Raw genomic sequence first — 20417 nt, 5'->3', positions numbered from 1 at the left:
CCCTGCGAGCCAAGGGAAAAGCGGAACCGGACCCGGTAGCCGACGCATGGCTGGACCATCCATCCATGCGGCACACCTGTCATCTCGCGTTCGGGAAACCTGGTTCCATGAGCATGCTTGTGAAGATTCTGCTGCTGGTCGTTGTGCTTGTCGGTGTCGGCGGTTTCGCCGTGCTGGCCAGCGTCGACCTGCCCGCCCCCTCGCAGCCGGTGGAACGGGTGATCCCGAATGACCGTTTCAAGTAACCGCCGCCGCCGGCTGGGCTGTCTGACGGCGGTGGCCCTGGTGCTGATGGCGCCGGGGACCATGGCGCAGCAGACGGAGCCCGTTCCTTCCATCCCCACCGGCGCGCCTTTGTCCCTGTTCCCGCCGACACCGTCGGCCGACCCGGCGACACAGGCTGAACCGGACGCGATGAGCGCGGAGCCGGCACCGGCGGCCAACCCTGCCGACGCCCGCTCGCCCAAGGGCGTGATGGTAGAGGAGTTGAAGGCCCAGGACCCGGAACTGGCCGGCACCATGGGCCCCGACAATGGCGGCCTGTCGCCCGACCTGTGGCAGGGCCTGCCGCGTGCCGATGTGGAAGCGCTGATCGCCGGCATCCCCGCCGGCCTGACCAGCCCCGCCCTGCGCAGTGCCACCAGCGGCCTGCTGTTGACCAGTGCCGATGGACTGGGGGCGGGGGAGAAGACCCGCAACCTCGCCGCCTTGCGGGCCGAGGCCTTGCTGCGCATCGGTGATCCCGACGGGGCCGACGCCCTGCGCAATGTGGCCCCGGCGGTGCTGGAGGATGAAGGGGCGGCGCTCGCCTGGCTGGAGATGCAGTATTTCGCTGGCGACCGGCAGGCCGCCTGTGATCAGGCGCCGGGCCTGTCGGCCCGGTTCCAGCATCCCGTCTGGCAGAAATGGCAGATCGTCTGCCAGGTGGCGGCCGGGCAGACCGACGCGCTCTATCTCAGCCTCGACCTGATGCGTGAGCAGGGCGACAAGGACGACATCTTCTCCCGCCTGGCGGAAGGGGTGATGGCCGGCACCAAGACGCCGGTGAAGGGCGTGCTGGAACCCACCGCCACGCAATTCGCCCTGATCCTGGCCAGCGGCCGGCCCTTCCCGCCGGAAACCAAGATCGCCGGCCCCGGCCCGCTGGCTGCCGTGGCCCGGCTGACCAGCCTTCCTCTGCCGCAGCGTCTGGCCGCGGCGGAACGGGCGGTGGCGCTGGGCGGGCTGGATGGTGCCGGCCTGCTGACGGTCTATGAAGGTGTCGCGGACATCGATGCCAAGCTGCTGACCGTCGCCGGTGCCAAGAAGCCGACCGCCCTGTTCCGGGCCCAGGTGTTGAAGGCGCTGCGGGCCGACCCGATGGCCGCCAGCAAGGCCGGCCTGTTCAAGATCGCCATGCTGGCCAGTTCCACCGAACAGCAGGCCGGTGCCTATGGCGCCCTGCTGCTGGAGGAGGCGCGGCAGTTCCGTCCGACCGTGGGCTTTGCGTTCGTGGCCCCGCTGGTCGCGCGCCTGCATCTGTTGCAGGGGGAGAAGACCGCAGCTCTGCCCTGGGTCAATCTGGCCCGTGACGATTTCAATGTGTCCAAGGATGAGGGCGCCTTCGCCCGGCTGTGGCCGCTGGCCGCCGCCTTTGGGGTGGTGCGGGAAAGCGACTTCGAACGGTCCCGCTGGATCAAGGATCTGGGCGGGGAAAGTGCGCGTGATGCCGCCGATGGGGTGCTGATCCTGCTGACGGCCCTGCACGGCGGCAAGGACGCGCCCTTGCCGCCGCTGGCCGACGGGTCGGCCCCGCCGGGTCAGGTGAAGGGGGCTGTACTGCTGGATGCCGTCACCGCCATGGGCAAGGACGGCCCCACCGGCACGCCGGCACTGGACCTGTCGGAAATCCTGACCGGGCTGTCCCGTGCGGGCTTGGGCGATCAGGCCCGCCTGATCGGGGCGGAGGCTATTGCCGCCCTGCTGCGGCCGGGGGCGTAGCGCCATGGAGGGGGCCGCACCCAAGCCGGCCAAGGCAAGGCCCGGCCGGCCGCGCAAGGCCCCCGCCCCGCCCCCGCCCTGGGTCGATGCCTTCCTGGACATGATGGTGGCGGAACGTGGTGCCTCGGCCAACACGCGCGAGGCCTATCGCCGCGACCTGACCGATGTGGCCGCCTTCCTGCGGCAATCGGGACTGGGTGGCCTGGACAATGCGTCCAGCGACGATCTGCGGGCCTATCTGGCGCATCTGGCCGCCGACAGGATCAAGGAGAAATCGGCGGTCAAGACCGTGGCCCGCCGCCTGTCGGCCCTGCGCCAATATTACAAGTTCCTGGTATCGGAAGGGCACCGGGCCGAGGACCCGGCCAGCGTGCTGGACACGCCCAAACAGGGAAGGTCCCTGCCCAAGATCCTGACCGAGGCCGATGTCGGCGCCCTGCTGACCGCCGCCGCCAGACTGGGTGCGCCGGAGGGGCGGCGGCTGAACGCGCTGTTGGAGGTGCTGTACGCCACCGGCCTGCGCGTGTCGGAACTGGTGGGACTGCCGATGAACGCCCTGGGCCGTGACGGCCGTGCCCTGATCGTGCGCGGCAAGGGCGGCAAGGAACGGCTGGTGCCGCTGTCGGCCCCGGCGCGGGAAGCGGTAGAGGCGTACCTGCCGGACCGGCCCTATTTCATGACCAAGGGGCGGGAAGGCAAGCAGGGGGGCTTCCTGTTCCCGTCGCGGGCCACGTCCGGCGCCCTGACCCGCCAGCGCTTCGGGCAATTGCTGAAGGATCTGGCGATCATGGCCGGCCTGGACCCGGCCAAGGTCAGCCCGCACGTCCTGCGCCATTGCTTCGCCACCCATCTGCTGGACCATGGCGCCGACCTTCGGTCGGTGCAGAAGATGCTGGGCCATGCCGATATCGGCACCACCCAGATCTATACCCATGTCGTGGGCGAACGGTTGCGCAGGACGGTGGAGGAACATCACCCGCTGTCGGCAGCGAAGAAGGGCAAGCGGGGGTAACTACCCTCTACCCTCACGCCGCCAGGCCAGCAGCAGCATGCCCACCGCCAACAGCAGCACCGGCAGGGCCGGCAGCAGCGGCGTCTGGGTCACACCTGTCACCACATGGTCGCCATTGCCGCGCAGGCCCAGCCAGCCGGACCCGGCGGCATCGCGGTCCGGGCGCACGCGGCGGATGGCGGGCACGCCCGACCCGTCACCACCCAGCCAGTAGGACCCGCCGCCCGTCGCCTTGAGCACTGGGGCCAGCGGTTCCGGCGTGGAACGCACATCCGCCAGTTCCGGCGGGTTCACCGCGCCGACCACGGCCACGGCCGATTTCTCCCCATCCGTGACCCGCCAGATGCCGGGTTCCGATGCAATCAGGGTGCCGACCGCCTGACCATTGCCATTGTCGCCCATCTCCACCTGAAGCATCTCATCGGCGGGAGATGTGACGCTGACAGGGCGCGTGTCGGGTTCCAGCGACCGGCGGGTGATGGTGATGCGGCTGCCATCGACGGCGGTGCGCAGATCGTTCTCCTCCAACTCCGGTTCCTTCATCAGCCAGTGGGCCAGACGGCGCAGCAGTTCCGCCTGCGGCCCCCCGCCCTCATAGCCCCTGGACCAGAGCCAGAAATGATCGGATGCCAGCTGCGCCACGCGGCCCTGGCCCACCCGGTCCAGGATCAGCAGCGGGCGGCCCTCCGCCCCCGACATCACGGTACTGCCCTTGTCCGCCGACACATCGATCTGCCGCATCCAGCGGCCCCAGGGGCCGACCCCATCGGGCGCATCGGTCAGGCCCGCCGTGACCGGATGGCGCTTGCCCAGTTCCGTCACCGTCGGCTTGAACGGTTCCTCCATTACCCGGCCCGTGGGTTCGGCCGGCAGGACGGTGCCGATGGGAGTACGGTATAGCGACAGCGGCGTGGCGAAGGTCGGGCCGCTGGCCTCCAGAAACGCGCCGCCCTTTTCCACATACTCGGCGATATTGGCCAGGTACATGTTGTTGATGACGCCGCGCTTTTTATAGCGGTCGAAGATGATCAGGTCGAATTCCGACAGCTTCATCTCGAACAGCTCGCGGATCGGAAAGGCGATCAGGGAGAGTTCGCGGATGGGCGTGCCGTCATTCTTCTCCGGCGGGCGCAGGATGGTGAAATGCACCAGATCGACGGCGGGATCGGCCTTCAGCAGGTTGCGCCAGGTACGCTCCCCCGCATGCGGTTCGCCCGAGACCAGCAGCACGCGCAGCCGGTCGCGCACCCCGTTGACCACCACGGCGGCACGGTTGTTGGCCAGGGTCAGTTCCCGACGCCCGGCCTCCGCCGTCAGTTCCACGATGTTCAGGCCGCCATGCGCCAGGGGCAGGGTGAAGGGCACGTCCTGGCCCACCGGCACCGACAGGATCAGCGGGTCCTGCCCGTCCTGGCGCAGGGTGACGCTGGCCACCTCACCGCTCTCCCCACCCGGCAGGTCATCGACGCGGATGGTGAAGCTGATCTCCTTGCCGACAATGCCGAAGCTGGGCGCCTGCACGATGGTCAGGCGGCGGTCGCCCTCGTCCTTCTCACCCGTCAGCAGGGCATGGACCGGGCCGAAATCCTTCAGGCTTGGCAGATTGGCCGCCACGTCATGCACCTGCCCGTCGGTGACCAGGATGGCACCGGCCAGCCGCCCGCGCGGCACGTCGGAGACGGCGCGGGTCATGGCCTCCATCAGGCGGGTTTCCTCCACCTCCGCTCCATCGCCACCCCCGGCGCGCACCACCCGCACCTCCAAGTCGGGGAAGCGGGACAGGCGCTCACGCAAGGCGGCCACAGCCTTTTCCGTGCGGGCCGTGCGCTCGCCGATCTTCTGGCTGGGCGACTGGTCGACGACGATGACGGCCACATCCTTGATGGGCTCCCGCCGTTCGGTCACCAGCGACGGGTTGGACAAAGCGAGCACCAGCACCGCCAGACCCGCCAGCCGCCACCAGCCGCCGCGCGCGCGCCGGTACAGCCCGTATCCGGCGATCAGCAGCGCCAGCAGGCCCAGCGGCACCAGGGCCGCCCAGGGGATCAGGGGGGCGAAGGCGATATCCTGGCCCGTCATTGGCCCAGCCTCTCCAGGATGGCGGGCACATGCACCTGGTCGGCCTTGTAATTGCCGGTCAGGGCGTACATCACGATGTTCACGCCCACGCGATAGGCGATCTCCCGCTGGCGTTCCGGCCCGGGGACCACGGGATAAAGCGGCCGTCCGCGTTCGTCCATGGCCCAGGCGGCGGCCCAGTCGTTCGACCCGATGATCACCGACGACACGCCGTCATTGCTGGCATTGTCCTCCCGCGCCTCGGCCCACAGCTCCCCGCCGGCATAGCGGCCGGGGAAGTCGCCCAGCAGGTAGAAGGCCTTGGTCAGCACATGTTCGGCCCCCACCGGCGCCAGCGGCGGGATGTCCAGGCCGCGCAGCAGCGCCTCCAGCCCCGGCCCGCCCGGCCCCTCCCCCGACGCCACCGGCGTGCGCGTGTCGATCAGCACCATGCCGCCCTGGCGCATATAGTCGTTCAGACGGGCGCGGGCGGCGTCGGACAGGCTGGTCTGCCCCTCCGTCACCGGCCAATAGATCAGGGGGAAGAAGGACAGGTCGTCATTGTCCAGATCCACGGGCATGGCGCCCGCCACCTCCACCGCCGTGCGGTCGGCCAGGACGCGGCCCAGCCCTTCCAGCCCGGCTTTGGCGATAGTGTCCACCGCGCCGTCGCCCGTGCGCACATAGGCCAGCCAGTTCTGGGCCGTCGCCTCGATGGCGCGGGTATCATCGGCACGGGCGTCACCCACCGCGAAACCGGCGGCCAGCAGCAGGGCCAGCCCGGCGGCGGCACCCCGACCGGCCAAGCGCGGCAGCAGCCCGCGCAGCGACAGCGCGATCAGCAGATCGATCAGGCCCAGGATCAATGCCATGGTCAGCAGGGTCGGCTTCAGTTCGGTTTCACTGCCGCCAGCGTACAACCCCTTGGGCACGCCCGCCAGCAGCGCATCGGGCGTGGTCATGGCCGGCACCGACGGCGCCAGATTCAACGCACGGGGCGATTCGGCCGGCCCGTAATAGCCCGGCGGATGGCGGGGCGAGACGGGTGCCGACAGATCGCTGGCCGCCAGCGGGAACACCGTGCCGGCCGGGTCGGTCAGGTGCCCGTACCCGTCCAGGATGGCACGCGGCGCCAGGGTGCCCGTGGCCTCCCCGCCCTCAACCCCCGCCGACAGGGAGACGACCCGGCGCAGCATGTCCACATACAGGCCCGACAGGGCCAGATTGGACCAGTCCGGCCCGGCGCTGGTATGGACCAGCACCAAGGCCCCCCGCCCGCGCCGTTCGGCGGTGACCAGCGGCGTGCCGTCGACCAGCCGTGCCCAGGTGCGCGAGGCAAGGTCGATACCGGGTTCGGCCAGCACCTGCCGCTTCACCGTCACATCGGCGGGCACGGTCAGGCCATGGAACGGGCTGTCATCGGCAAAGGGCGACAGGCCGGCCGGATTATCCCAGGACAAAGCCCCGCCCAGCGCCCGTCCACCGGCCCGCAGCGGCACGGGGATCAGATTGTCGGCATTCTGTGCCAGACGCGGGCCGGCAAAGCGCAGCAGCACGCCGCCACCGTCGATCCAGCCGGCCAGACGCGCCACCTCCACATCCGCCAGCGACCCGACATCGGCCAGGATCAGGACGGACAGGTTGCGGTCCAGCAATTCGCCGATATTGCCCTTGCGCAGCTCCGCATAGGGGGCGAGTGCCCGTTCCAGATAATAGAGATCGGACAGCAGCGGCTGTTCCCCGCTGGCCCGGCCGGAGACCAGCCCCACGGGCCGCCGCCGCCAGCGCTCATCGGTCAGCAGCACGGCACCGGCACTGTCCTGGCCCTCCAGGCGCAGGCTGGCCAGTTCGTTGCGCAGCTCGGTCGGAAGGTCCAGCGGCACCTCCACCCGTCCCTCACCGGCCGCCAAAGTGACATTGGCGGCCCCCAGCAGGCGGCCATCGGCGCCCTGGGCGCGCAGCGTGACGGGCAAGGGCAGACCGGCATCGGAGCGTTCGATGGGCACGCGCAGCACCGTGCCCTCCAGCACAGGCTGGCGGATCAGCAGGGCCGGGCGTTCCGCCCCGTCGCCGCGCACTTCCAGCGAGCCCTGACGGCGCAGAACGGTGGCCAGTTCGGCCGTCGCCGGATCGGAAATACCGGTGGGACCGGCCGCCGCCAGCCCGTCGGTCAGCCAGACCACATAGGGGGTACCCTCGGGCCGGAAATTGCCCAGCGCCTTCACGGCACCGGCCCGGTCGGTCTGCCAGGGGACGGGGGCCATGGTCTGGGCCTGGCGCTTGGCGGCGTCGGCGGGCATGGGGCCAACCAGGACGGGGGCATCGCCATTGGCCGAGGGAGCGGTGGCCAGCAGGGTGACGGTGCGGCCCTGGCGATCGGCCTGATCGATCAAACTGTCCATCGCCGCCAGCCGCGCCGGCCAGTCGCGCGCCGAAGCCCAGCCATTATCCACGACCAGCAGCAGCGGCCCGCCGCCCGGCAGGGTGGCGGCCGGATTCAGCAGCGGACGCGACAAGGCCAGGATGACCAGGGCCGCCAGCAGGATGCGCAGGATCAATATCCACAGCGGCGTGCGGTTGGGTGTCTCCTCCCGATGCACCAGATCGGCCAGCAGGCGGATGGCGGGAAAGCTGATGGTGCGCGGGTTGGGCGGCGTGACCTTCAGCAGCCAGTACAGCACTGGCAAGGCCGCCAGCCCCAGCAGCAGCCAGGGGGCGGCAAAGGCGATGGGGCCCAGGTTCAGCATCGCCTCACCCTTCCCCCGCCAGGGCGGCCCACAGCGACAGGAGCGCCGTCTGCGGCGGCTTGTCGGTGCGGTGCAGGGTCAGGGTCCAGCCGGCGGCCCGCGCGATGGATGCGAGCCCGTCGCGCTGTGCGGCCAGCCGGTCAAGATAGGCGTCGCGCACACCATCGACGCGAGGCACCAGCAGCGATCCCTCGCCCTCCAGCCCCTTGAACCTGACGCGGCCCGCATAGGGCAGGGTTTCCTCACCGGGGTCCAGCACCTGTACCAGATGCCCGCGCACACCGCGCGCCGACAGGCGCGACACGGCCGCCTGGATATCGTCCAAGGGCGACAGCAGGTCACCGAACAACACCGCCTGGGCATTGCGCGGCAGCTGCACGGCGGCGGGCGGCAGGCCTGGCCCATCATGGGTATAGACCTGCCCCGTCAGCCAATCGGCCAGACGCGGCAGGATGGAACGGGCCGATGAGGGCGGCACGTCGCTGCCGGCCAGCTGCACCCGTTCCCCGCCCCGCAGCAGCAGCGCCGACAGGGCGAGCGCCAGCAGGTCGGCACGGTCGCGCTTGGTGGAAAGCTCGCGGCTGGACCGCCAGTTCATCGACGGGCTGTCGTCGCGCCAGACCCAGACGGTCTGTGCCGCCTCCCACTCATTCTCGCGCACGAAGACATGGGCGGACTTGCCGGTCTGGCGCCAGTCGATGCGGTTATGGGCGTCGCCCTGCTGATAGCGGCGGAACTGCCAGAAGGTCTCGCCCGTGCCCACGCGGCGGCGCCCATGCGCACCCTGCGCCACCGTGGCCGCGATGCGTTCGGCGGCCACCAGCAGCGGCGGCAGCCGGCTTGCCAGATCGTCGGCCCGGTGCTGGGCGCGGATGGAGGCGGGCTGGTGGGGCACATCCATGATGCTTACGCCAGCGGGGCACAAAGCTGATCGATGAGGACGTCCAGCGTGATGCCATCGGCGCGGGCGGCGAAATTCAGCGCCATGCGGTGGCGCAACACCGGCTTGGCCAGCGCCACGACATCATCCAGCGACGGCGTCAGGCGGCCATCCAGCAGGGCGCGGGCTCGGGCGGCCAGCATCAGCGCCTGGCTGGCGCGGGGACCGGGGCCCCAGGCCACATGCCGGCGCACGGCGTCCAGCGGGCTGCCGTCGGGGCGGGCGTTGCGCACCAGATCCAGGATGCCGTCCACGACGCTGTCGCCCACCGGCACACGGCGGACCAGGGCCTGGGCCGCCATCAGATCCTGCGGCGTCAGCACCGCCGTCACCCCGCCGGCATCAGCGCCGGTGGTGGCGATCATCATGCGGCGTTCGGCGTCGCGGTCGGGATAATCCACATCCACCTGCAACAGGAACCGGTCCAGCTGCGCCTCGGGCAGCGGATAGGTGCCTTCCTGTTCCAGCGGGTTCTGCGTGGCCAGCACATGGAAGGGCCGGGGCAGCGGATGGTAATGGCCGGCCACCGACACGCGGCCTTCCTGCATGGCCTGCAGCAAGGCCGACTGGGTGCGCGGACTGGCACGGTTGATCTCGTCCGCCATCAGCAACTGGGCGAAGACCGGGCCGGGAATGAAGCGGAAGGCGCGCCGTCCATCGTCGCGTTCCTCCAGCACCTCGGAGCCCAGGATGTCGGCGGGCATCAGGTCGGGCGTACATTGCACGCGACGGTCATCCAGACCCATGACGGTGCCCAGCGTTTCCACCAGCCGCGTCTTGGCCAGACCCGGCACGCCGATCAGCAGCAGATGGCCGCCAGCCAGCAGGGTGACCAGCGACAGGTCGATCACTTCCTGCTGGCCGAAGATGACGCGGCCGATGGCTTGGCGCGCGGCCGTCAGCTTGTCGCCCAGGGCCTCCACATCGCGCAGCAGGGCGTGGGGATCAGTGCCGCGACCGGCATCCAGAGAATTCACCACCGTCATCTTCCCTTCAAACCTCGCCACCCCGATTACCAGATGGGGATGGTGCGCCCTGGGTACCAGAAGCTAGCCATCACGACTATGTTATCAGTGGGGCGTAATGCCCCGCGCTCATACAAAGGGATGGTCCGTTCCACCATGACGGAAAGCAAGCACAATAGGGATGCCAATGCACCGCCCCCCGATGGGGCCACCAGTGCCGATGCCGCGCTGAAGGCCCTGGGTGGCGGCGCCCCCCAAAGCCCGAGTGCCGAGGATGAGGCCTATCCCATCGAGATCCGTGCCGACGGCACCTGGTTCTATCACGGCAGCCCCATCGGGCGGCTGCCGCTGGTCAAGCTGTTCGCCACCGTGCTGCGCCGGGACGAGGCCGGCGATTACTGGCTGATCACCCCGGCCGAGCGCGGGCGCATCACCGTGGAGGATGCACCCTTCGTGGCCGTGGGTCTGGAGGTGGAAGGGGCGGGCAAGGACCAGCGCCTGAGTTTCACCACCAATCTGGAGGCGACGGTCACGGCCGGCCCCGACCATCCCATCCGCGTGGTCACCGATGCCACCACGGGGGAGCCGCGTCCTTATATCCGCGTCAAAGGCCCGGCCGGGACGGGATTGGAAGCGCGCATAAACCGTGCCATCTTCTATGATCTTGTCGAACGGGCCGATGCGGGCGACGGTGACGAGATCGGGGTGTGGAGCCAGGGGATGTTCTTCCCCCTGGGCAAGGTCAGCGAGGACTGAAAGCAAGGTGTTGCAGGCAGAGGCAATGGCGGCCAGCCCCGCCATGGAGGCGATCCGTACCCTGTTCCGCCAGCTGGAACGGCCATCGGGCCGGCGCGGCGATCTGGATGGCAATCCGGGGCTGCCGTCCCTGTCCCCCACCCTGCGCGACGCCGCCGTGCTGGTGCCCCTGGTCGACCGCGACGAAGGGCCGACCATCCTGTTCACCCAGCGCACTGCACACTTGGCGGCTCATGCCGGCCAGATCAGCTTTCCCGGCGGCGGGGTGGAGTTGCACGATACCGACGCCGTCGCCACCGCGCTGCGCGAGACGGAGGAGGAGATCGGGCTGCCCCGCGCCTGTGTGGAGGTGCTGGGCCATCTGGACACCTACATCACCCGCACCGGTTTTTCCGTCGTGCCCATCGTGGCCCGCGTCCTGCCGCCCTTCACCCTGGTGCCCGACCCGAACGAGGTGGATGGGGTGTTCGAGGTGCCGCTGTCCTTCATCCTGAACCCGGCCAGCCGGGTGCGGGAGAGCCGCGAGTATGCCGGCGCGCTTCGGCATTTCTGGGCCTTCCCGTTCGGGGAACGATATATCTGGGGCGCGACGGCGGGGATGCTGGTCAATCTGTGCGATGTGCTGGGGGCGTTGGAGTGAAGGTCCGCATGCTGCTGGCAGCCCTGCTGCTGTCCCTGCCCGTGGCGGCGCAGGAGATCATCCTGGTCCGGCATGCGGAAAAGGGTACCGAACCCGCCGGCGACGTGGCCCTGTCCACGGATGGCACGCTGCGCGCCAAGGCGCTTGCCGACCTGCTGGCCAAGGCCCCACCGGTGATAATCCTGACCAGCCCGGCCCGGCGCACGCGGGAAACGGCGGCACCCACGGCCGAACTGGCCGGCGTGCCGGCGGAGGCGGTGCCGATCCCGCCGGGCGACCTGCCGGCCCATGTGCGGGCGACGGTGGAGAAGCTGGCCCTGCTGCGGCCGGGGGAGGTGGCGCTTGTGGTCGGCCATGGCAATACGGTGCCGGCGATCCTGAAGGCCCTGGGCGGGCCGGGCCTGCCCGACATGCCCGAATGCGCCTATGATCGGGTACTGCGCTGGGACGTGCTGGAGAAATCGCTGAGAGTGCAGCGATACGGGGTGAAGAGCGCGTGCCCGTTGGCGGAATAGACACAAAAACGCCCGCCGCCGGTTTCCCGGGGCGGGCGTTCTGCTTGAACCCGAACCTTACTCTGCCGTCGTCGTGGTGATCTTCGGCTTGGGCAGGTCCAGTTTGATATGCAGTTCCTTCAGCCGATCCGGCGTTGTGGCGTTGGGGGCCTGCATCAGCAGGTCTTCGGCGCGCTGGTTCAGCGGGAAGACGATGACCTCGCGGATGTTCGGCTCGTCGGCCAGCAGCATGACCATGCGGTCGATGCCCGGGGCCGAACCGCCGTGCGGCGGGGCGCCCAGCTTGAAGGCCGACAGCATGCCGCCGAACTTGGCTTCCAGCACCTCGGCCGGATAGCCCGCGATCTCGAACGCCTTGTACATGATCTCGGGCATATGGTTGCGGATGGCGCCCGAGGACAGTTCCACGCCGTTGCAGACGATGTCGTACTGATAGGCGTTGATGGTCAGCGGGTCCTGGTTCAGCAGCGCGTCCAGGCCACCCTGCGGCATGGAGAACGGGTTGTGCGAGAAGTCGACCTTCTTGCGCTCCTCGTCATATTCGAACATCGGGAAATCGACGATCCAGCAGAACTTGTAGGTGTCCTTCTCGATCAGCTCCAGCTCCTCACCGATGCGGGTACGGGCCAGACCCGCCAGCTTGGCGGCGGGGCCGGCCTGGTCGCAGACGAAGAACACGGCATCGCCGTCCTTCAGGCCGACCAGTTCGCGCAGGGCGGCCTGGGCCGCCTCCGGCACGAACTTGGCGATGGGGCCCTTGCCGCCCGCCGCCTCGAACAGGATATAGCCCAGGCCGGGCGCGCCCAGGCCACGGGCCCAGTCGTTCAGCTTGTCGAAGAAGCTGCGCGGCTTGTCGGCGACCGACGGGGCACGGATGGCGCGGACGACGCCGCCCTTCTCGATCACGCCCTTGAAGGCCTTGAACTCGACATCGTCGCGCTTGAAGATTTCGCTGACGTCGGTGATCACCAGCGGGTTGCGCAGGTCCGGCTTGTCGTTGCCGTATTTCAGCATCGATTCAGCATACGGAATGCGCACGAACGGGTAGGAGGACACGGTGCGCTTGGTGCCGGTGAAGCCGCTGAATTCCTCGAAGATGCCGTGGATGACGGGCTCGATTGCGGCGAACACATCCTCCTGCGTCACGAAGCTCATCTCGAAATCGAGCTGGTAGAACTCGCCCGGCGAACGGTCGGCGCGGCTGTCCTCGTCGCGGAAGCAGGGGGCGATCTGGAAGTAGCGGTCGAAGCCAGAGACCATCAGCAGCTGCTTGAACTGCTGCGGCGCCTGCGGCAGGGCGTAGAACTTGCCGGGATGGTTACGGCTCGGCACCAGGAAGTCGCGGGCCCCCTCCGGGCTGCTGGCCGTCAGGATCGGGGTCTGGAATTCCACGAAACCCTGTTCGATCATACGGCGGCGGGCGGACGCGATGACGTGGCTGCGCAGCAGGATGTTCTTCTGCATCTTCTCCCGGCGCAGGTCCAGGAAGCGGTAGCGCAGGCGCAGTTCCTCGCCGGCATCCTGGTCGCTGTTGACCTGGAGCGGCAGCGGATCGGCGGACGACTGCACCGACAGGTCGCGCACCTTCACCTCGACATGGCCGGTGGGCAGCTTGTCGTTGACGGTTTCGGGCGTGCGGTTGATGACCTCACCGGTGATGGTGACCACCGATTCCAGGCGCAACCCGTCCAGGGCCTTGAAATGCGGGGACGAGGTGTCGACCACGCACTGGGTGATGCCGAAATGGTCGCGCAGATCGACGAACAGCAGCTGCCCATGGTCGCGCTTGCGGTTGATCCAGCCGGAAAGGCGGACGGTCTGACCGGCATGGTCCGGACGGAGTTGGCCACAATTATGCGTGCGATAGGCGTGCATGGCGGATCGACCCTGGATGCGATAGGCAACAGAAAGGGGACACCGGCGGCAAAGCCACCGGCACGAAGTGCGCACACCACACCGGACGGGCCTTGCTTGTCAAGCGACGCAAAGCGCTTTGCTGCTACCCGGTCTCCCCCCAGCGCCGGATGATGGCATCGATGCTGCCATCGGCCTGGAGGGCGGCCAGGGCCGTGCGCATACGGTCGGCCTTCTCCACCCGGTCGCGCGGCAGGGCGATATAGCGCGGCACGGTGGCCAGCGGCTTGGGCAGGAAACGGATGGCACCCGACAGCCCTTCCCGCTTGGCCTTCCAGGCCAGCGCCAGCCGGTCGCCCACCACCATGTCCACCCGCCCCGACACCAGCTTGCGCAGCGACAGCTGGTCCGACGGGGCCGGATCGCGGATGAAATGCGTGGCCTGGTCGAATTCCGGCATGTAGGAGAAGCGGCGGCCGATGCCGATGGTCAGCCCCTTCAGGTCGTCAAGACTGTCGAAGGTGAGCGCGCTGCCCTTGCGCACGGCGAACACCGTCTGTCCGTCGCGCAGGGGACCGACCATCTGGTATTTCTCGAACCGTTCCGGCGTGGGCACCAGTTCGAACAGGATATCCGGCACGCCCTGATCGAGGCTGGCCAGCGCGCGCGACCAGACCATCTGTTCGATGCGGAACGGCACGCCCAGGCGCGTCAGGATGGCGATGGTGATATCCACATCCATGCCACGCGGTTTGCGCCCGGCGTCAGCCCAGCTATAGGGCGGGAAATCCTCCCCGCAATAGACCAGCCAGGACGTCTCCGCCCGACCCGGGCCTGGAAACATCAATGGCGACAGCAGCCCCGCCGCCAGCAGGCGCCGTCGCGTCAGTTGCTTGAAGCCGCCCCCCGGCCGCCCGTCCGGCATCCGCCCCACCCTCGGAAATCCCAGCCGATGCAAAGCCTACATGCATGCCGGCTTGCCGGATATCGGTATTCGACAGCGCACGCCCGCTGATGTATCAAGTTCGGCCATGAGCCTGATCACCACCACCGAAGCCCTCGCCTCCTTCATCGCCCGTGTCCGTGACGCCGAGTACGTCACCGTCGATACGGAATTCATGCGGGAAAAGACCTATTGGCCTGAACTCTGCCTGGTGCAGGTGGCCGGCCCTGACGAGGCGGCGGCCATCGACCCGCTGGCGCCGGGCATCGACCTGTCGCCGCTCTATGAGCTGCTGGCCGATCCCAAGGTGCTGAAGGTGTTCCATGCGGCCCGCCAGGACCTGGAAATCTTCGTCAACCTGACGGGCAAGGTGCCGGCGCCGCTGTTCGATACTCAGGTTGCGGCCATGGTCTGCGGCTTCGGCGATTCGGTGGGCTATGAGACGTTGATCACCAAGCTGACCCCGGCCCGCATCGACAAGTCCAGCCGCTTCACCGACTGGTCGCACCGGCCGCTGACCGACCGGCAGCTGCAATATGCGCTGTCCGACGTCACGCATCTGCGCCCGGCATACGAGAAGATCCGCGCCAAGCTGAACCGCACGGGGCGCGAGGAATGGCTGGCGGACGAAATGGCCATCCTGAACGATGCCGCCACATACCGCACGGAGCCGGAGGATGCCTGGAAGCGTCTGAAGGTCCGCACGGAGAAGCCGCGCTTCCTGGCCATCCTGAAAGAGGTCGCCGCCTGGCGCGAGCGCGAGGCGCAGCGCAAGAACCTGCCGCGCAACCGCGTGCTGCGGGACGAGGCGTTGATGGAAATCGCCGCCCACGCGCCGACCAATACCGATGATCTGGGCCGCACCCGCGGCCTGGGCACCGGCATGGCGCAGGGCCGTTATGGCACGGAAATCCTGGCCGCCATCAACACCGCGCTCGCCATTCCCGACAGCGCCTTGCCGCGCCCGGAACCGCGCGTGGAACCGGCGCCGGGCATCGCCCCCATTGTGGAGCTGCTGCGCGTGCTGCTGAAGATGGTGTGCGACGATAATGACGTGGCCAGCCGTCTGGTCGCCAACGCCGCCGACCTGGAAGCCATCGCCGGTGACGACAAGGCCGATGTCGATGCCCTGAAGGGCTGGCGGCGGGAATTGTTCGGCGAGGCCGCCCTGCGCCTGAAGCAGGGCAAGCTGGCACTCGCCATCGCCGGCAAGAAGGTGAAGATCGTCGATCTGGGGTGAGGGGGCTCCGTCACCACTACCCGGCGAAAGTTTAGGCTGCCAGGGCCACCCCACTCACTACCGTCACCCCGGCGAAGGCCGGGGCCCAAGTGACAAGCGCTTTGCTCTACGACCTGGGCCCCGGCCTTCGCCGGGGTGACGGTAGAGAGAGTGGCAACGGTTTGCTCAACCACCTTTCCAACGCCAATGGGCTTTCTCCGAGACGCGGTAGAGAGGTGTCATCAAAACGCCGCGTAGACCTCGTCCAGGGCCGCGTCGTCGAACCGGTAGGTGGCATTGCAGAACTCGCACGTCACGGCGACGGCACCGTCCACGCGCATATCCTCCAGGTCACCCCGCTCCAGGCTGCGCAGCACGTCACTGACCCGCTCGCGTGAGCAGCGGCAGCCGGGGCGCAGTTCCTTGCGCTCGAACACCACCGGCGTCTCCTCGTTGAACAGGCGATAGATCACCTCGTTCACCGGCAGGGACGGATCCAGCAGTTCATGCGCCGTCACCGTCTCCAGCAGGGCGCCGGCACGGTTCCAGTCTTCCTCGCGCACGCCGGCCTGGTGTTCGGAAAACACCCCGGCATTTTCCGGCGGCAGGGCCTGGAGCATGATCGCCCCGCCCACCCATTTGCCATCCGCGTCCTTGGACACGAAGCTCTTGATGCTGGCGGCCAGCTGCTCGGACTGCCGGAAATAATGGCGCACGGCATCGGCCAGGGTGGCCCCGCGCAGTTCCACGATGCCCTGGTAGCGCTCGGTATGCTCGCCCTGGTCGACCGTGAAGGCGACATAGCCGGCACCCAGCAGGGAACCCAGGTCGGCCTGGAACCCCCTGTGCGACTTCTGCGCCGCCAGCCGTTCGCCGTCCACCCGCGCATAGCCGCGCAGATCGCCGACCGAGGTGATATCGGCCACCGTATAGGCGACGGGGCCGTCGCCCTTGGTCTGAAGCGTGAAGATACCGTCATACTTCAGGGACGAGGCCAGCGTCGCCGCCATCAGGATGGTGTCCGCCAGCAGCGGCGCCAGCTCGTCCGGGTAATTATGCCGGGTGATGATCTCGTCCAGCGCCGGGCCCAGCCGGATCAGCCGCCCGCGGAAGGAGCTGCTGTCCAGCTGGAACGGCTGGCAGATATCGAATTCGGCCGTGACTTTATCGGTATCGTGGCGGGGATGGCCCGCCACGGGGGACTGGGAATTCATCGGTTCAGACACCAGGTCAGAATGCCCTTCTGGGCGTGCATACGGTTTTCCGCCTCATCCCACACGGCCGACTGGGGTCCGTCGATGACGCTGGAGGTCACCTCTTCCTCTCGGTGTGCGGGCAGGCAGTGCATGAATATGGCGTCTTTTTTCGCCAGACCCATGATCCTGTCGTTTACCTGATATGGCTTCAGCAGATTGTGGCGGCGATGGGCGTCCTTGTTGTGCATGGACACCCAGGTATCGGTGATGATGGCGTCCACGCCGGCCACCGCCGTTTCCACATCGCGATGGATGCTGACGCGCGCACCCTTTTCCTTGATCCAATCAAGCGTCTGTTGCGAGGGCGTCAGTTCCGGCGGGCAGGCGATGCGCATCTCGAAACCGAACAGCCCGGCGGCATGCACCCAGCTTTCGCAGACATTGTTGGCATCGCCCGTCCAGCAGACGACCGCTTCCTCGATGGGGCCCTTGCGTTCCTCGTAGGTCAGGATGTCGGCCATGATCTGCACGGGGTGCGAACTGTCGGTCAGGCCGTTGATGACGGGGACGGTGGCCGCCTCCGCCATCTCCTGCAGCTTCGCCTCATGGTCGGTGCGCAGCATGATGATATCGACATAGCGCGACAACACGCGGGCGGTATCGCCGATGGTCTCGCCATGGCCCAGCTGGATCTCCTTGCCGGTCAGGCAGATGACCTCACCGCCCAGCTGGCGCATGCCCACTTCGAACGACACGCGGGTGCGGGTGCTGGGCTTTTCGAAGATCAGGGCCAGCGTCTTGCCCAGCAGGGGGCGCTCGGCCCCCTGGCCACGCTTCATGAAGGCGGCACGGCCCAGCATCTCGCGCAGTTCGGCGACGCTGTGATCATGGATATCCAGGAAATGGCGGGGGGTCTTGTTATTGGTCATTGCGCCAGCTCCTGGCAGGTCTTGTCGATGATGGCGGCCGCTTCGGCGATTTCAGTGTCGCCAATGGTCAGCGGCGGCAGGATGCGGATGACATTGTCGGCGGCGGGCACGGCCAGGAAGCCGTTCTCGCGCAGACGGGTCACCACCTCGCCATTCGGCTTCACGCATTTCAGGCCCAGCATCAGGCCCTTGCCGCGCACTTCCGACAGCACGGTCGGGTGCTTGGCCACTAGATCGGCCAAGGCCGCCTGCAGCTTCTCACCCGTCGCCTCCACCTGTTCCAGGAAACCCGGGGCGGTGACGACATCCAGCACGGCATTCGCCACCGCCATGGCCAGCGGGTTGCCGCCGAAGGTGGAGCCATGTGTGCCCGGCACCATGCCCTTGGCCGCCTTTTCGGACACCAGACAGGCGCCGACGGGGAAACCGCCGCCGATGCCCTTGGCGATGGGCATCACGTCGGGCTCCACGCCCGCCCATTCATGGGCGAACAGCTTGCCGGTGCGCCCGACACCCGTCTGGATCTCGTCGAACACCAGCAGCAGGCCGAATTCATCGGCCGTGGCGCGCAGCGCCTTCAGATAGTCGTCGCTGCCGACGACGATGCCGCCCTCGCCCAGGATCGGTTCCACCACGATGGCGGCCGTCTGGGGCGTGATGGCGGCGCGCAGCTCGTTCATATTGCCGAACGGCACCTGGTCGAACGCGTCCAGCAGGGGACCGAATCCACCCACCATCTTTTCCGACTTGGCGGCGGCGATGGCGGTGGTGGAACGGCCATGGAAGGCCCCGCCGACCACGATGAAGCGGGTCTTCTCCGGATGGCCGGTATCATGCTGGTACTTGCGCACCGTCTTCACCGCGCATTCGAACGCTTCCACACCGGAATTGGTGAAGAACATCGTGTCGGCGAAGGTCAAGTCGCACAGACGCTTGGCCAGCTGTTCCTGTCCGGCAACCCGAAACAGGTTGGACGTGTGCCACAGCTTGCCCGCCTGCTCGGTCAGCTTTTCCACCAGATAGGGGTGCGCGTGACCAAGGGCGTTCACCGCGATGCCCGCAGTGAAATCAAGGAATCGTCGGCCGGTCGTGTCCCAGATGTAAGCGCCTTCGCCACGCTCGAACACGATGTCGATGCGGGAATAGGTGGGCATCACGGCAGGGATCACGGCTGCAACTCCATCGAGCCTGTTCCGAAACGTCCCGGGCAGGATGCCCGGACGCCGGAACCGGCGACTATTTAGGCTGCAGCCCCCCCTGTCAACGCACCCCCATGCATCCCTAACGTGACGTAGGCAAGAAGCGTTGCGGATTTAACCCTTTCAGCTTATGAATGAAACCGAAATGACGGGCCGTTTTCCTGGCCGTCAATCCCAAGTAATGCCGACCGTCCCCCGGTCCACCCTGGCGGAGTTGTTGAACCGATGCCCAACGATATCCTGGACCCGCGCAGTTTCCAGCGTCCCGGCCTGCATGGCATCGCCGATGCGGCGGTTGAAAGCGGGCCCGTCACAGGGGGCATCACCACCATTTCCGCCGAAGCGCGCATCGAGGGGGCGAAAATCTCCCACTGCCACACGCTGCATGTCGCCGGCCGTCTGGTCGATGTGACGCTGAACGAGATCAAGATCCTGGAGATCGCCGAGGGCGGACATTTCGAGGGCGTGGCCAAGGTGGAGCAGATGCGCGTCAATGGCCGCGCCACCGGCACCCTGGAAGTGACGGGCATCCTGTCGGTGGGCGAGACGGGGCAGGTGGACGGCACCATCCGCTATGGCCGTATCAACATCGCCGATGGCGGCAGCGTCACGGGTACGTTGCAGACCGGCAAGCCGGCGTAATTCGGATTTACTGTTCCAACTGTCATTCCCGCGAAAGCCGGAATCCAGTGTAAGGCGCGGTCGGCGCCAATATGAGTCATGTCGCGGCAGACGCCGCTCTCGCTGGATCCCCGCTTTCGCGAGGATGACGGTAGAGCGAATTCAACCCCGCTTCACCGCGAATTCCGGCCATTCCTTGGCCACCACCTCCCCATCGGTCGCCCAGACATGGCATGTGTCCAACATGGGCGGGCGTGGCCGGGGCGGCGGGGTTTCGCCTTTGGCAACCATCACCTTGCGCGCCTTCTTGTCCATATCGTCGAAATAGGGCGCGATCGTCTGGAACGCCGTGGTGGCCACCGGCCCCAGCAGTTCCACCAGATGGGTGCAGCCCTCCACCCCGCCCAGCCGTTCCTTCACCGCCGCCGTCCAGCCGCTGACGATGGACAGGCCGACCAGTCGCTGGAAATTCTCGGTGATCGACGGGCACAGGCGATAGGGCGCGGCATCGGTGACCGCCGTCACGGCCCGCACCTTCAACCGGTTATCCAGCGTCAGGCGTATCCACATCTCATGGATCGGATCGCCCGGCGTCACCGTGCGCCCGTCGCGTTCGAACGGGTAGGATTTGGTGTCCTTGATATGGCCTTCGATATCCCATAGTCCGTCGGCCCGCATGAAGCCTTGGCAGGTCACGGCACGGGTGTGGAAGGGCTGCCGTTCGGCATCCGGGGGCGGCAGGGGCATGGCGTGGGCTCCATGGCATGAAACAGGCCGCATCTTGGCGCCCCGTTCGCGCAAGGGTCAAGGCTTCAGGCTTACGTTTTGGTAAGCCACTTTAAC

The 20417-nt window shown here is 67.7% G+C and carries 18 protein-coding genes; 8 read left to right on the top strand and 10 right to left on the bottom strand.

Going from position 1 to position 20417, the window contains the following annotated elements:
• Positions 1 to 107: 107 nt before the first annotated feature.
• From ACM9HJ_RS08525 to ACM9HJ_RS08515, 3 genes are read left to right on the top strand one after another with little or no spacing between them, the layout of a single operon-like run.
• Positions 108 to 245: a hypothetical protein gene (locus tag ACM9HJ_RS08525; protein WP_416571282.1), complete on the top strand. Its 138-nt coding sequence runs from the start codon at positions 108 to 110 to the stop codon at positions 243 to 245.
• The gene (locus tag ACM9HJ_RS08520; RefSeq protein ID WP_416571281.1) at positions 229 to 1980 is read left to right on the top strand and encodes a hypothetical protein; all 1752 of its coding nucleotides are present in this window, start codon (positions 229 to 231) and stop codon (positions 1978 to 1980) included. Before ACM9HJ_RS08525 ends, ACM9HJ_RS08520 begins: the two co-directional genes overlap by 17 nt.
• A 4-nt stretch (positions 1981 to 1984) precedes the next feature.
• The gene (locus ACM9HJ_RS08515) at positions 1985 to 2992 is read left to right on the top strand and encodes a site-specific tyrosine recombinase XerD (protein ID WP_416571280.1); all 1008 of its coding nucleotides are present in this window, start codon (positions 1985 to 1987) and stop codon (positions 2990 to 2992) included.
• Here the strand turns inward: ACM9HJ_RS08515 and ACM9HJ_RS08510 are convergent, their stop codons facing one another.
• From ACM9HJ_RS08510 to ACM9HJ_RS08495, 4 genes are read right to left on the bottom strand one after another with little or no spacing between them, the layout of a single operon-like run.
• Positions 2993 to 5071 carry a hypothetical protein gene (locus ACM9HJ_RS08510; RefSeq protein WP_416571279.1) on the bottom strand — a complete coding sequence of 693 codons (2079 nt, stop codon included), beginning with the start codon at positions 5069 to 5071 and terminating at the stop codon, positions 2993 to 2995.
• Complete coding sequence (locus ACM9HJ_RS08505) at positions 5068 to 7797, bottom strand: DUF4159 domain-containing protein (RefSeq protein ID WP_416571278.1); 2730 nt, start codon at positions 7795 to 7797, stop codon at positions 5068 to 5070. Before ACM9HJ_RS08505 ends, ACM9HJ_RS08510 begins: the two co-directional genes overlap by 4 nt.
• A 4-nt stretch (positions 7798 to 7801) precedes the next feature.
• Positions 7802 to 8698, bottom strand: coding sequence for a DUF58 domain-containing protein (locus tag ACM9HJ_RS08500; protein WP_416571277.1), 897 nt, complete (start codon positions 8696 to 8698; stop codon positions 7802 to 7804).
• A 5-nt stretch (positions 8699 to 8703) separates the two neighbouring features.
• Positions 8704 to 9717 (bottom strand): AAA family ATPase, encoded by a 1014-nt coding sequence (locus ACM9HJ_RS08495; RefSeq protein WP_416571276.1) that lies wholly within the window; start codon positions 9715 to 9717, stop codon positions 8704 to 8706.
• Positions 9718 to 9858: 141 nt separating this feature from the next.
• On the opposite strand from ACM9HJ_RS08495, the gene ACM9HJ_RS08490 reads away from it, so the two are divergent.
• Genes ACM9HJ_RS08490 through ACM9HJ_RS08480 form a run of 3 tightly spaced genes read left to right on the top strand, consistent with a single transcriptional unit; the run spans position 9859 to position 11613 of the window.
• Positions 9859 to 10458, top strand: a complete 600-nt coding sequence (locus tag ACM9HJ_RS08490; protein ID WP_416571275.1) for a DUF1285 domain-containing protein — start codon at positions 9859 to 9861, stop codon at positions 10456 to 10458.
• 25 nt (positions 10459 to 10483) lie between these two features.
• A complete protein-coding gene (locus ACM9HJ_RS08485) occupies positions 10484 to 11098 on the top strand; it encodes a CoA pyrophosphatase (RefSeq protein ID WP_416571274.1) in 615 nt (204 codons plus the stop codon).
• Positions 11099 to 11106: 8 nt separating this feature from the next.
• Positions 11107 to 11613: a phosphoglycerate mutase family protein gene (locus ACM9HJ_RS08480; protein ID WP_416571273.1), complete on the top strand. Its 507-nt coding sequence runs from the start codon at positions 11107 to 11109 to the stop codon at positions 11611 to 11613.
• A 57-nt stretch (positions 11614 to 11670) separates the two neighbouring features.
• Here ACM9HJ_RS08480 and aspS read toward each other — a convergent pair whose 3' ends face one another.
• Positions 11671 to 13488 (bottom strand): aspartate--tRNA ligase, encoded by a 1818-nt coding sequence (gene aspS, locus ACM9HJ_RS08475; RefSeq protein ID WP_416571272.1) that lies wholly within the window; start codon positions 13486 to 13488, stop codon positions 11671 to 11673.
• A 124-nt stretch (positions 13489 to 13612) separates the two neighbouring features.
• Positions 13613 to 14392 carry a substrate-binding periplasmic protein gene (locus ACM9HJ_RS08470; RefSeq protein WP_416571271.1) on the bottom strand — a complete coding sequence of 260 codons (780 nt, stop codon included), beginning with the start codon at positions 14390 to 14392 and terminating at the stop codon, positions 13613 to 13615.
• A gap of 106 nt (positions 14393 to 14498) precedes the next feature.
• On the opposite strand from ACM9HJ_RS08470, the gene rnd reads away from it, so the two are divergent.
• The gene (gene rnd, locus ACM9HJ_RS08465) at positions 14499 to 15650 is read left to right on the top strand and encodes a ribonuclease D (RefSeq protein WP_416571270.1); all 1152 of its coding nucleotides are present in this window, start codon (positions 14499 to 14501) and stop codon (positions 15648 to 15650) included.
• Positions 15651 to 15871: 221 nt separating this feature from the next.
• Here rnd and ACM9HJ_RS08460 read toward each other — a convergent pair whose 3' ends face one another.
• The 3 genes from ACM9HJ_RS08460 to ACM9HJ_RS08450 are packed head-to-tail and all read right to left on the bottom strand — an operon-like array spanning position 15872 to position 18923.
• On the bottom strand, positions 15872 to 16843 hold the full coding sequence (locus ACM9HJ_RS08460; protein WP_416571269.1) for an Hsp33 family molecular chaperone HslO: 972 nt from the start codon (positions 16841 to 16843) through the stop codon (positions 15872 to 15874).
• Positions 16840 to 17754 carry an ornithine carbamoyltransferase gene (argF, locus tag ACM9HJ_RS08455; protein ID WP_416571268.1) on the bottom strand — a complete coding sequence of 305 codons (915 nt, stop codon included), beginning with the start codon at positions 17752 to 17754 and terminating at the stop codon, positions 16840 to 16842. The genes ACM9HJ_RS08460 and argF overlap by 4 nt, the downstream gene beginning before the upstream one ends.
• Positions 17751 to 18923, bottom strand: a complete 1173-nt coding sequence (locus tag ACM9HJ_RS08450; protein WP_416571267.1) for an aspartate aminotransferase family protein — start codon at positions 18921 to 18923, stop codon at positions 17751 to 17753. Before ACM9HJ_RS08450 ends, argF begins: the two co-directional genes overlap by 4 nt.
• Positions 18924 to 19178: 255 nt before the next feature.
• On the opposite strand from ACM9HJ_RS08450, the gene ACM9HJ_RS08445 reads away from it, so the two are divergent.
• Positions 19179 to 19595 (top strand): bactofilin family protein, encoded by a 417-nt coding sequence (locus ACM9HJ_RS08445; protein WP_416571266.1) that lies wholly within the window; start codon positions 19179 to 19181, stop codon positions 19593 to 19595.
• Between the two features lie 141 nt (positions 19596 to 19736).
• Here ACM9HJ_RS08445 and ACM9HJ_RS08440 read toward each other — a convergent pair whose 3' ends face one another.
• Positions 19737 to 20321: a DUF2889 domain-containing protein gene (locus tag ACM9HJ_RS08440; protein WP_416571265.1), complete on the bottom strand. Its 585-nt coding sequence runs from the start codon at positions 20319 to 20321 to the stop codon at positions 19737 to 19739.
• Positions 20322 to 20417 lie beyond the last annotated feature (96 nt).

This window comes from Niveispirillum sp. KHB5.9 (assembly GCF_048066115.1).
GTDB lineage: Bacteria > Pseudomonadota > Alphaproteobacteria > Azospirillales > Azospirillaceae > Niveispirillum.
This window is presented reverse-complemented; position numbering and strand designations above follow the sequence as displayed.

Bases quoted from the DNA above. Each gene is read 5' to 3' on its own strand.
- ACM9HJ_RS08525 (WP_416571282.1), top strand. From the start codon at position 108: ATGAGCATGCTTGTGAAGATTCTGCTGCTGGTCGTTGTGCTTGTCGGT.
- ACM9HJ_RS08520 (WP_416571281.1), top strand. From the start codon at position 229: ATGACCGTTTCAAGTAACCGCCGCCGCCGGCTGGGCTGTCTGACGGCG.
- ACM9HJ_RS08515 (WP_416571280.1), top strand. From the start codon at position 1,985: ATGGAGGGGGCCGCACCCAAGCCGGCCAAGGCAAGGCCCGGCCGGCCG.
- ACM9HJ_RS08510 (WP_416571279.1), bottom strand. From the start codon at position 5,071: ATGACGGGCCAGGATATCGCCTTCGCCCCCCTGATCCCCTGGGCGGCC.
- ACM9HJ_RS08505 (WP_416571278.1), bottom strand. From the start codon at position 7,797: ATGCTGAACCTGGGCCCCATCGCCTTTGCCGCCCCCTGGCTGCTGCTG.
- ACM9HJ_RS08500 (WP_416571277.1), bottom strand. From the start codon at position 8,698: ATGGATGTGCCCCACCAGCCCGCCTCCATCCGCGCCCAGCACCGGGCC.
- ACM9HJ_RS08490 (WP_416571275.1), top strand. From the start codon at position 9,859: ATGACGGAAAGCAAGCACAATAGGGATGCCAATGCACCGCCCCCCGAT.
- ACM9HJ_RS08485 (WP_416571274.1), top strand. From the start codon at position 10,484: ATGGCGGCCAGCCCCGCCATGGAGGCGATCCGTACCCTGTTCCGCCAG.
- ACM9HJ_RS08480 (WP_416571273.1), top strand. From the start codon at position 11,107: ATGCTGCTGGCAGCCCTGCTGCTGTCCCTGCCCGTGGCGGCGCAGGAG.
- aspS (WP_416571272.1), bottom strand. From the start codon at position 13,488: ATGCACGCCTATCGCACGCATAATTGTGGCCAACTCCGTCCGGACCAT.
- ACM9HJ_RS08470 (WP_416571271.1), bottom strand. From the start codon at position 14,392: ATGCCGGACGGGCGGCCGGGGGGCGGCTTCAAGCAACTGACGCGACGG.
- rnd (WP_416571270.1), top strand. From the start codon at position 14,499: ATGAGCCTGATCACCACCACCGAAGCCCTCGCCTCCTTCATCGCCCGT.
- ACM9HJ_RS08460 (WP_416571269.1), bottom strand. From the start codon at position 16,843: ATGAATTCCCAGTCCCCCGTGGCGGGCCATCCCCGCCACGATACCGAT.
- argF (WP_416571268.1), bottom strand. From the start codon at position 17,754: ATGACCAATAACAAGACCCCCCGCCATTTCCTGGATATCCATGATCAC.
- ACM9HJ_RS08445 (WP_416571266.1), top strand. From the start codon at position 19,179: ATGCCCAACGATATCCTGGACCCGCGCAGTTTCCAGCGTCCCGGCCTG.
- ACM9HJ_RS08440 (WP_416571265.1), bottom strand. From the start codon at position 20,321: ATGCCCCTGCCGCCCCCGGATGCCGAACGGCAGCCCTTCCACACCCGT.